Here is a 10707-nt window from a genome sequence, read left to right on the forward strand (position 1 = left end):
GTCCTCGCGCTCGCGCAGGTCGTCGGTGACATAGCTGCCACCCTGTTTCTCCAGCGTGCTGAAGTCGATCAGCGCCAGCCAGTCCTCATGTACGAAGTCGCGCAGCAGGCCCTCGACCATCTCGGGGTGGGAGAACAGGTGTTTGTAGGAGCCGTCCTGCGGCGCCCGTGCCCGCCTGGCGGAGGGGCGCACACGCGGACGCTTGCGTGGGGGTCGGGGCATGGCGGTGAGGCGCACAGGCCGATTGGATGACGGGGATCTAACCCGAAGTGTTGCACGGGCGGGCCCAGCGAGCAACGTCGACAGTGCTGAAATGCAGCGCCTTTGCGACCTGGCGGGAAACCCCACCGAGGGGTTACGCGCGGTTGGCAAACTGCCGGACGGGGCATCCGCCCCGTCCGAAACGTTTTCTCCGGACCTGCGGGCTCATGCCAATGATCGGCGACGGAATGACTCGAGTCCGGGTCACGACAGAATCCCGACCTCCAGCGGCGAATCCGGATTTGCCGAAGACCAGACCCAATGCTCAGCCCGGGCCACGTAACCCTTGCGTACCGGATTCTCATGCACATAATTGAGCTTCTGCACATAGAAATCCGGATTCTCGATCTTCTTCGGCGCATTCGTATCCATCCACAGTCGATAGGTCCCCGCGTCATCGACGAATAACTTAAGGACACCCGGCTCGGTGGCCGCGATATTCTCCTTCAGTTGCTTGGACGTGAACCGCTTGAAGTCGCGCAGAAAGCCGGTGAGGTCCGGGGAGGTAACGATCAAATGGATGTGGTTCAACATGAACACATAGCCGTTGAGTTCCAGACCCTTGTGCTCCCGGCAATAGCGTATCGAGTCGGCCAGGATCGGCCAGCGGTTATGGCGGTCGAACAGGTAATACCAGCGCTGCACCGTGAGAGTCAGGAAATAGGTCCCGGCATTCAGGTCCACTGGCACGCGGCGTGAGGGCATGATGTTTACTGTCGCTCGGGTAAATAACGCTCAAGTGAATGACGCTCGATCAGGGAAAGGGCCATTGGCAATGGCCGGACGGGGCATTGACCCCGCCCCGAGCATTCAAGGCTGCCGCCGGGCCACGCCGTCGGCGGGTCTGACGCGGCATCCGCAACGCTCCGGACGGGGCGCAGGCCCAACCAGTCTTCCCGCCCGGGTTCAGGCAGCCGGCGCCGCACGCCCGCGTACCCGGCGCCAGCCCCAGAGTCCAACGCCCAGGAGCAGCCAGGTGCCGGGTTCGGGGACCTCCGCCTGACCGTCACTGTCGGCCGTCATCACGAAGGACCCACCCAGGGTGCTAACCGAATAGCTGAAGCCATTCGCAAGCCCGGTGTACTGTACACTCGTTGGGTTGAAGGACAGCAAGCTTGCGTACTGGAGGAACGTCCAGGTGTCGTCCTTGGTCGGCAAGAACCCGTTGATGAAGGCAAAAAGGATGGTCCCGCCGGTGAAGTCGGCGCTGCCGCTGATATCGAGCAGGTCGTACTCACCGGCGCCGGTGCCACCGATCTCAATCTCCAGCGTTCCGCTGTTGAAGGTGAAGTTGCCATTGACCGTGAGCGTCCCGGGCGAATGGCCCGGGGCCACCAGGGCACCCGCGACGATCACATTCCCGTCGATGGTTCCCGTACCATTAAGGGTACCACCGGTCAGATTGAAACCTCCGGTCTGCGCCAACACGCCATCCGCGGTCAAGAGGCCGTCGGATTGCGTGAAGTTGCCGCCCCCGTCCAACTTGGCGCTCGCCTTCACATTGAAGTTGCCGGCATTGATGATCTGACCGGCGCTGGACAGGGTCGTGTCCGCGGCCACCTCGATCTGCCCCGTGTTGACCACCGTCGCATTCAGGGCATGGGTTACGGGTGTTGCGGACACCCCGCCGCCGATGTTCACCTGACCCGCGTTGGTCAGGGTCCCGCTGCCCGCCCCCAGCGCAAGGGTTCCGTCCGACCAGTTGAAGGTGCCGCCGGCGTTGACGTTCAAGTCGGCGACCGTGAGCGAGCCCCCCGAAAGGTTGTAGGTCCCGGTACTGCCGACCGCCTCCGCCACATTGACGCTGGTGACGACCGTGTTGGTCCCGCCGGTCTGGTTGAAGACGCCGACCCCGCCGGGAACCGCGCCCACAGCGATGCGGTCGGAGGCCTGCAAGGAACCAGTTCCGGACAGGTTGTAGGTGCCGTTGCCGCCCGGCCCAACCAGGGGGCCGGCTCCGAGTCCCAGACGACTCAGGCTATGGGCTCCGCCACTGTTGTTGAATACACCGGTACCGCCGGTAGTGGCACTGCTGCTGCCGACCACGGTAATAGCGGAATCCAGGCTGCCACCCGTGAGATCGTATCGGCCCGTGGCCCCCTCAGCGCCGCCGACGGTTAAACGGGTATCGACCGTATGCGTACCCCCGCTCTGCGTGAACTGCCCGGTGCCGCCGTTCACGCCCACGATCTCGTTGGTGCCGCGCACCCGCAGAATGCTTACGGCCCCGCTCAGGGTATAGGTGCCGCTGCTGCCGGCCTTCTCGCCGAGGTGCAGGTTTCCGCCAAAATCGACGGTACCGCCATCCTGGGTAAAAGTACCGATGCCAAAATCCCCGATGGTCATGCCGCCGGCCGTCACCGCTCCGGCCGGCACACCGGACAGCGTGAAATCACCCTGGCCCTGAGCGCCGACGCTGATCAGGCCAGTCACCGCCAGGGAGCCCGTACCGCTCAGGTCATAGGTGCCGTGACCCGTCGATGCATTGCCCAGCACCAGGTCGTTGCTGACCGCCTGAGTACCCCCACTGTGCGTAAAGGTGCCGCTGCCGAGGTTCCCGATATAGGTGCTGCCCTTCACGAGCAGGTCGCCGCCGTTGAGGCTGTAAGCCCCCTGCCCGGTTGCGCCTCCCTGCCCGCCGACGTTCAGGTCATTAACCACGGTGTTGTTGCCGCCGGTTTGGTCGAACAGCCCCGTGCTTCCGTTATACCGCCCGACGGTTTCCCAGCCGGCGGTTAGCTGACCGCCATCCAAGTGATAACTACCGTCTCCTGCAGCATCCTGCCCGACGACCACCGTCGTGCCAACCGTATGGGTACCACCGGTCTGGGTGAATACACCAGTGCCCCCCATGCCGATACGATCCCAGTTGGACGTCAAGGTTCCGGCGACCAACCGGTAGTCACCTGTGCCCCCCGCGTTGTACCCCAGCAACACGCTGCCCACCTGGTTCTGGGCAGCGGTGCCATTCTGGGTAAAGGTGCCGACGCCAAAGGCACCGACGACCAACTCGCCCGCTTCGAGGCTGGCGTCCCCCTGCAGCGCATAGGTACCCTTGGCCCCGGCCTCACGACCCAGGACCAGATTGTAAGTTACGGCATTGGAGCCGCCGGCTTGCTGATAGTCGCTGGCGGTGGGGTTGGCTTGGATGCCGACGTCCATCCAAGCGGCCGCGACCGTACCGCCATTCTGGGTAAAGTGGCCAACCCCGGCATCGCCAACGCTGACCACGCCAGTCCCGGCGCCCTCGTCGTCAGGGCCGTGTACCGTCAACATGCCGCTGCTCAGCGTGTAAGTACCGGTGCTGCCGAGCGCTTCCGCCAGGCTGAGGTTGCCGGTTACGGTGTTGGTCCCGCTGAACTGCTCAAAGGAACCGACACCTTGGATGCCGACGCGCTCGTTGCCGTTGACGGTGAGGTCGCCGTTGCTCAATTCATAAGTGCCTTGGCTCAGGACCGGCACACTCTGGCGCGCCAAAGAGAGTTCGTTGACAGTGACACTGCCGCCTGTCTGGATGAATTTGCCCTGCCCGCCCCACTCGCCCAAGGCGATGGAACTGCCATTGACAACGCCAGCACTCAGCTTGTATTCCCCGTAACTGCCCTGTTGGTCACCTAGGTACATGGCCGTATTGACGAAGTTGTGCGTGCCGCCCGTCTGATTGACGTATCCCTGACCACCGGCGCCAGAACCGCAAGCACGGCCGCCGCGATGGGCACCAAGGTCCACACCTTTGGTCTTACGTTCATAGCTGACTCCAAACCTAGGTTAAGGTAACGGGCTCGGACCGGGACTCCAACGATCAATACAACTGCCCGGTGGAAAACCCGCGGCGTGCTCGTCTCGTCGTTTTTGTCAAAAGCAATACCCATACCATTGAATAAATGTTCGAAAAGAACAATGGTATAGGCAATTTCTTGTTCTGGGGCAGGGGCCTGGGTGTAAAAAAAACTGACAGCCCGTTCAGGTTGCCGGGGAGGCGATCAACAGCGCTATCCCGCTCGGCGGCGCCGCTACGCCATCCATCCGGGGCCGGGCGCAAAGGCGCCAGCGGGAACGGGACGCCCGGGTGACCTCGAGATTCCAGCGCCGACCGTCCGGAGCGGTTGCGCTGCCTGCGGCGATGCACCGATACTTCCCCGCGGGGCCGGCCCCGGCCTGACTGGGCGCCCGGCCCCGACCCCGCCGGCCCCTGGGCCGCGGGTGATCCGCCCGCCGCACGACAGAACCAACCGGACCGGTGATGCCCCTGCCCCCACCCATCAGCGTCATCATCCCCGCGTACAACGCGGCGGCCCACATTGGTGAGGCCCTGGCGAGCGTCGCCGGCCAAGGGGGCGGGTTCCGACTGGAGGTCATCGTGGTGGACGACGGCTCGACCGACGCGACCCGGGAGCAGGTCGCGGCCTTCGCCCTGGCGGTCGGCACTGGGTTGGCGCCCGCCCCGGTGGCGGGGTGCCGGGACGGCGGCGGCCCGCTCCAGGTGCGCCTGATCGCCCAGGCGAACGCCGGGCCCGCGGCGGCCCGCAACCGCGGCATCCGGGCGGCGGCCGGGGACCTGATCGGCTTTCTGGACGCGGACGACTGCTGGCCCGCGGACCGGCTGCGGGTACAGGTGCCGATCCTCGCGCAGTTCCCGCGGGTCGGCCTGGTCTTCGGTGACTGCCGGGGCTTCGATGCGCGGGGCGAGCGGGCGCTCACCCAGTTCGAGGCCGACGGGCTCGACCTGGGGTTCTGGGGCGCCCCCGTGTTGGTCGAGGACCCCTACGGCAAGCTCCTGCGCAACAATTTCATCCCCACCGGCACGGTGCTGGCCCGCAAGCACGCGCTGCTGGCCGCCGGGCTCTTTGATGAATCGCGCCGCCTGGTGGAGGACCTGGACCTGTGGTTACGCCTGGCCCTGCACTGCCCCTTCGCCTACACGCGCGAGGTGTGCGAACTCAAGCGGACCCATGGGGCCAACTGCTCGGCGGATCGCGACGCGATGGCGCTCGCCTATATCGAGGTGCTGCGCGACCAGGCGCGCCGGGTGCCGGGGGAACTGCGCCGCCGCGGGTTGCGCATCGCCCCGCTGATCGCCTTTGAATACTGCCTGATCGGGGACCGCCGCGAGGGCCGCGGCGACCGGACGGGCGCGCGCGGCGCCTACGCCGCGGCCCTGCGGACCAGGCCGTCGGCACGACCGCTCTATTACTGGCTGAGGACCTGGCTGCGCGGGCCTCGCTCCGGCCAGACGCAACGCGGGCGGGACGCCGGTGCGGCCCCACCGCGCGACGGGACATGACCGGTCCCCGTCTCTTCGGTTGGCTGGACCCGCCCGGCACCGCGTCACCCGGGCTCGCGACCTGGTGCGCCGTCATGGGGGCCGGCCGCGCCGCGTGCGACGGACCCTTCGCGCTCTGGTGCTGGCCGGGCGAGCGGGTGCGGATCACCGAGTCGCCCGCGCAGGTCCTGGCAGTCTCCGGCGTCCTGTTCGGCGGCCCGGCGGCGCCGGACGCCGTCGCCGGGCGCGGCGACCCGGACGGGCACTACCTGCGGGTGCGCTGGGAGCGGGCCGGCCGGCGTCTGTGCCTGTTCCGGGACGACTCCGCCTCCCAGGACCTGTACTACCGGACGCTTCCCGGGGGCGGCGTCGCCTTCAGCGATGACCTGGATCTCTTGGTCACCAGCCCGGGGGGCGCACCGCACCTCAGTCGGCGCGGGCTGCACGAGTATCTGCGCTTCCTCGACATCGCCACCCCGAACACCCTCTACGCCGGGGTCCGGTCCCCCGAGCCCGGGGTGGAATTGATCGTCGAGCCCAACCGGGCACCGCGGTCCGCACCACGCTTACCACCCCCTCGCCCACTGGTGCCCCAGGTCCTGGAGGAGGCCGCCACCGCCCTGGACCGGCTCTTGGACGACGCCGTACGCGCCCGGATGCCGGCGGCCGGTACCGTCATCGCGTTCCTGAGCGGCGGGGTGGACTCGGCCCTGATCGCCGCGCTGGCGGCCGCCGCCGCGCCGGGGCGCATCCTGGCCTATACGCTGGGCTTCGAGGACAGCGCCTGCGACGAGGCCCCGATCGCCGCTCGCATCGCCGCGCACCTGGGTCTGCCCCACCGGGTTCTGCGCCCGACCATGGCCGAGTATCGGGCGGCCTTTGATGACTGGACGGCCGCCATCAGCCACCCTTTCGCGGACCCCGCCGCGCTCCCCACCCTGCTCGCCTTCCGCGACGCCCGCCGCCTGGGTGCGGTCGCGCTCGACGGTACCGGTGCCGATGAGCTGATCGGCATCCTGCCGGCGCCCCACCGCCGCAAGGCGGTCTGGCTCGCGACCCTGGCCCCGCGCGTCCTGCGCCGGGCCGCCGCCCGTCTGTGCGGCGCACTCGGTCCGCTCGCCGGGCTGTATCCCCTGGTGGAGTTCGACGACCCGCAGGAGTTTCTGATCCGCTGGCGCGGCTGGCCCCGCCGGGAGCTTGAGCGCCTCTGCGCCGAACCCGTCTCGCTCGCCCACACCCGCTTTTATCGGACCTATCGCGACTTCCGGCCGGGCCAGCACTTCGCCCGCTTCAGCCGCCTGATGGCCACTCAACCGGACGATCGGATCCACGAGGCGAGCCGGCTGACCGGGCTCGCGGTGCGCTTTCCCTTCTTCGACGCACGCCTGGGTGCCTTCGTGCGCGCCCTCCCCGTGGCCATGCGCTACCCGCCCGCGCAGCCCAAGCGCATCCTCAAGGCGGCACTGGCGCGCCGCGTACCCCGCGACCTCTGGGATCAGCCCAAGCACGGCTTCGACTTCCCCTTCACCGACTTTCTGGCGCTGGACGACTACGCCCTGCCCCGGCACTACCTGAGCCCGGAGCGGGTGCGCGCACTCAGTCAGGCGGGCGCCGGGCTGGACCCGCGGGTGGTCGCCGAGACGCTGGAGCGCCTGCGCGCCGGGGGGCGCGAGGTCGCCTTCCGGGTGTGGGCTCTGACCGTGCTGTCCGCCTGGATCGAGAACCACTGGCGGCGGCTGGGCTGAAGCGAGGAATCTCACGCAAAGACGCGAAGCCGCAGCTGTCCTCCGCGGTATCAAGCCTCCGGGCTGGACGGGGCAGTAACCCCGTCCCGTGCGTGAGCGCGGCGTGCGGGTTGGTCATGTGCTTTTTCTTGTCGGTGCCGACGGTCGGGCCTATGCCGTCGCCGCTACACGCCCATGACCAACGAGCAACGTCTCGGGGTCATAGCCGCCCAGCCCAAAGGCCGCCGGGTCCAACTCGAACAAGGCGGCCTGCTCCAGGGCCACGGCCAACACGTCGTAGTAGGCCGACTTCAGGCCATGCGCGAACGGCGTGTCCTCTTTGAGCGCCTCCTCGGCCGCCTGCCGGGCCACCTGCATCACCTGCTCCAGAACTACCAGTGCTGCGTCACGCTGGGTTATCTCGCTCACGGATCACGCCCTCCAGAGTCTGTATCGATTGACGGTGCCCCGCCATGTCATGTGGCCACTTGTGCACTTGGTGAGAGAGGATCTCGGCGGGATCGGCGTCGGGCGCGAACTTCGGCCCCGGGGCGTTGATCCAGGTCTGGTGTAGCGCGATCTGCTTTTCAGAGGAGCGGATCGCCTTCTCCAAGTTCTTGAGCCCATTTGCGTTCATTTGCGGGCACTCACTCGTTCCGGATCTACCGCGCCGCGTCCTGATCTTGCCCGCCCCGCCCCACCCAATCCCGCGCAAACTGCCAGGCGGTCCGCCCGCTGCGCGAGCCGCGGCGCAGAGCCCATTGCAGGGCGGCCGCCTCGACCGGCGCCCAATCGTCGGGGACTGACCCCAAACGGCCGCACCAGTGGCGGACCAGAGTAAGGTATTGAGCCTGCGTGAAGGGGTGGAAGCTGATCCAGAGGCCGAAGCGGTCGGAGAGTGAGATCTTTTCCTCCACCGACTCGCCCTGGTGCAACTCACCGTCGACCAGATGCGCCTCGCGGTTCTCGGCCTGGAACTCGGGCATCAGGTGACGGCGATTGGAGGTGGCGTAGATCAGCAGGTTGTCCGGGGTGGCACTGATGGACCCCTCCAGCGCGGCCTTGAGCGCCTTGTAGCCGGGTTCATTGGCCTCGAATGAGAGGTCGTCGCAAAACAGGATGAAGCGCTCCGGGCGGGGGCGGACCAGATCGAGAATGTCCGGCAGGTCCGTCAGATCATCCTTGTCCACCTCGATCAGGCGCAGCCCCCGGTCCTGATTGGCGGTGAAGACGGCCTTGATCAGGGACGACTTGCCGGTCCCGCGCGAACCCCACAGGAGCAGGTTGTTGGCACCGCGCCCGGCCAGGAATTGCCGGGTATTGCGCTCGATCTCGGCCTTCTGGCGCTCCAGACACAGCAGATCGGCGGGGTCCAGGCGGTGGGGCGCGTGCTGCGCCGCGAGCCAGGCCCGGCCGCCGCGGCTACGCCAGCGAAAGGCCATCGCGCCCCAGTCGGTGGGCGGCGGCTCCGGGAGCAGGCGCTCCAGCCGCGCGAGGAGCGACTCGGCCCGCTCGATCAGGTGCAGAGCGTTGTTCATCAAGCGGAGAGCCGACGGTACTTGATGCGGTGCGGCTGGTCGGCCTCGGTGCCGAGTCGGCGATGGCGATCGGCCTCATAGTCGGCGTAGTTGCCCTCGAACCAGACCACCTGGGAGTCCCCCTCGAAGGCCAGCATGTGGGTGGCGATGCGGTCCAGGAACCAGCGGTCATGGCTGATCACCACGGCGCAGCCGGGGAAGGTGAGCAGGGCCTCTTCCAGGGCGCGCAGGGTCTCCACGTCCAGGTCGTTGGTGGGCTCGTCGAGCAGGAGCAGGTTGCCGCCGCTCTTTAGGAGCTTGGCCAGGTGGACCCGGTTGCGCTCCCCGCCGGAGAGGTCGCCGATGCGCTTCTGCTGATCGCCACCCTTGAAGTTGAAGCGCCCGCAGTAGGCGCGCGACGGCATCTCATAGCGGCCGACGATGATGTTGTCGAGCCCGTCGGAGATCTCCTCCCACACCGTCTTGGTGTCGTTGAGGGCATCGCGGCTCTGGTCCACGCAGGCGACCTGGACGGTCTCGCCCAGCCGAAACTGCCCGGCGTCCGGCTGCTCCTGACCGTTGATGATACGAAAGAGCGTGGTCTTGCCCGCCCCGTTGGGGCCAACGACACCAACGATGCCGCCCTTGGGCAGGTTAAACGAGAGATTGTCGTAGAGGAGGTTGTCCCCGAACGCCTTTTTGATCCCGACCGCCTCGATGACCAGGTCTCCCAGGCGCGGACCCGGCGGGATATAGATCTCGTTGGTCTCGTTGCGCGCCTGAAATTCAGTGGTCTGCAACTCATCGAAGCGGGCCAGACGCGCCTTGCTCTTGGCGTGGCGCCCCTTGGGGTTGGCACGCACCCATTCGAGTTCCTGCTTCATGGTCTTGACCCGGGCCGCCTCGGTCTTCTCCTCCAACTCCAATCGGCGCTCCTTCTGTTCCAGCCAGGAGGAGTAGTTACCCTCCCAGGGGATGCCGTGGCCGCGGTCCAGTTCCAGGATCCAGCCCGCCACATTGTCCAGGAAATAGCGATCGTGGGTGACGGCGACGACGGTGCCGGGGTACTCGTGGAGAAAGCGCTCCAGCCAGGCCACGGACTCCGCGTCCAGGTGGTTGGTCGGCTCGTCCAGCAGCAACATGTCGGGCTTGGACAGCAGCAGCCGGCACAGGGCGACCCGCCGCCGCTCGCCCCCGGAGAGGGTGGCAACCTGGGCGTCCCAGGGCGGCAGGCGCAGGGCGTCTGCGGCCACCTCGAGGGTACGCTCCAGGTTGTGACCGTCGGTGGCGTCGATCAGGTGCTCAAGCTCCGCCTGCTCCTTGGCCAGGGCATCGAAGTCGGCGTCCTCATCGGCGTAGGCGGCATAGACGGCGTCGAGGCGGGCCAAGGCCTCCTTGATATGCCCCAGGGCGCCTTCCACGTTACCGCGCACGTCCTGGGTCGGGTCCAAGTGCGGCTCCTGGGGCAGAAAGCCGACCTTGATGCCGGGCTGGGCGCGCGCCTCACCCTCGATCTGCGTGTCCAGTCCGGCCATGATGCGCAGCAAGGTCGACTTGCCCGAGCCGTTCACGCCCAGTACGCCGATCTTGGCCCCGGGGAAGAAGGACAGTGAGATGTCGCGCAGGATCACGCGCTTGGGCGGCACGACCTTGCCGACCCGATTCATGGTGTAGATATACTGAGCCATAGCGTTGAGTGTTTGGGGCTTGGTTCGGGGTTGGGGGGACTTGGGCGCCGAATGCTGACGAAAAAGGGCGGCGGCGTCTCGGTGGGCGGCGGCGCCGTCAAGCGCTGCGCCCGCACCGGCGTTACCCATTGTGGGGCGATGCCCACGAAATGTCCAAGCGGCGCTGGGTGTCGGGTGCGATCAGAACTGATGTGGTGACCGAGATCCCGGGTACGCTGTCGTTGTCGTTGTCGTTGTCGTTGTCGTTGTCGTAA

The 10707-nt window shown here is 67.1% G+C and carries 9 protein-coding genes; 2 read left to right on the forward strand and 7 right to left on the reverse strand.

The annotated features are described in order from the left end of the window. The 3 genes from QZY48_RS07795 to QZY48_RS07805 form a co-directional block, all read right to left on the reverse strand. Positions 1-222 (reverse strand): Rpn family recombination-promoting nuclease/putative transposase (locus QZY48_RS07795; protein WP_295429825.1); only part of this gene is annotated, 222 nt, incomplete at its 3' end. A 243-nt stretch (positions 223-465) separates the two neighbouring features. Further along, positions 466-966 carry a transposase gene (locus QZY48_RS07800; RefSeq protein WP_295429828.1) on the reverse strand — a complete coding sequence of 167 codons (501 nt, stop codon included), beginning with the start codon at positions 964-966 and terminating at the stop codon, positions 466-468. Between the two features lie 201 nt (positions 967-1167). After that, positions 1168-3990, reverse strand: coding sequence for a PEP-CTERM sorting domain-containing protein (locus QZY48_RS07805; RefSeq protein ID WP_295429829.1), 2823 nt, complete (start codon positions 3988-3990; stop codon positions 1168-1170). Positions 3991-4504: 514 nt separating this feature from the next. Here QZY48_RS07805 and QZY48_RS07810 point away from each other — a divergent pair. After that, positions 4505-5545, forward strand: coding sequence for a glycosyltransferase (locus QZY48_RS07810; protein ID WP_295429831.1), 1041 nt, complete (start codon positions 4505-4507; stop codon positions 5543-5545). Continuing rightward, the gene (locus QZY48_RS07815) at positions 5542-7269 is read left to right on the forward strand and encodes an asparagine synthase C-terminal domain-containing protein (protein ID WP_295429833.1); all 1728 of its coding nucleotides are present in this window, start codon (positions 5542-5544) and stop codon (positions 7267-7269) included. The genes QZY48_RS07810 and QZY48_RS07815 overlap by 4 nt, the downstream gene beginning before the upstream one ends. A gap of 150 nt (positions 7270-7419) precedes the next feature. On the opposite strand, the gene QZY48_RS07820 is transcribed toward QZY48_RS07815, so the two are convergent. From QZY48_RS07820 to ettA, 4 genes are read right to left on the reverse strand one after another with little or no spacing between them, the layout of a single operon-like run. Further along, on the reverse strand, positions 7420-7677 hold the full coding sequence (locus QZY48_RS07820) for a hypothetical protein (RefSeq protein WP_295429835.1): 258 nt from the start codon (positions 7675-7677) through the stop codon (positions 7420-7422). After that, a complete protein-coding gene (locus QZY48_RS07825; RefSeq protein WP_295429837.1) occupies positions 7655-7885 on the reverse strand; it encodes a hypothetical protein in 231 nt (76 codons plus the stop codon). Before QZY48_RS07825 ends, QZY48_RS07820 begins: the two co-directional genes overlap by 23 nt. A 25-nt stretch (positions 7886-7910) precedes the next feature. Continuing rightward, the gene (locus QZY48_RS07830) at positions 7911-8786 is read right to left on the reverse strand and encodes an ATP-binding protein (protein WP_295429839.1); all 876 of its coding nucleotides are present in this window, start codon (positions 8784-8786) and stop codon (positions 7911-7913) included. Further along, positions 8786-10453: an energy-dependent translational throttle protein EttA gene (gene ettA, locus QZY48_RS07835; RefSeq protein ID WP_295429841.1), complete on the reverse strand. Its 1668-nt coding sequence runs from the start codon at positions 10451-10453 to the stop codon at positions 8786-8788. The genes QZY48_RS07830 and ettA overlap by 1 nt, the downstream gene beginning before the upstream one ends. Between the last annotated feature and the right edge of the window lie 254 nt (positions 10454-10707).

The sequence above is a fragment of the uncultured Thiodictyon sp. genome (genome assembly GCF_903828115.1).
Classification (GTDB): domain Bacteria; phylum Pseudomonadota; class Gammaproteobacteria; order Chromatiales; family Chromatiaceae; genus Thiodictyon.

Excerpts from the sequence above, each read along its gene's own strand:
- QZY48_RS07815 (WP_295429833.1), top strand. The coding sequence starts at position 5,542 with ATGACCGGTCCCCGTCTCTTCGGTTGGCTGGACCCGCCCGGCACCGCG.
- QZY48_RS07825 (WP_295429837.1), bottom strand. The coding sequence starts at position 7,885 with ATGAACGCAAATGGGCTCAAGAACTTGGAGAAGGCGATCCGCTCCTCT.
- QZY48_RS07800 (WP_295429828.1), bottom strand. The coding sequence starts at position 966 with ATGCCCTCACGCCGCGTGCCAGTGGACCTGAATGCCGGGACCTATTTC.
- QZY48_RS07830 (WP_295429839.1), bottom strand. The coding sequence starts at position 8,786 with ATGAACAACGCTCTGCACCTGATCGAGCGGGCCGAGTCGCTCCTCGCG.
- QZY48_RS07810 (WP_295429831.1), top strand. The coding sequence starts at position 4,505 with ATGCCCCTGCCCCCACCCATCAGCGTCATCATCCCCGCGTACAACGCG.
- ettA (WP_295429841.1), bottom strand. The coding sequence starts at position 10,453 with ATGGCTCAGTATATCTACACCATGAATCGGGTCGGCAAGGTCGTGCCG.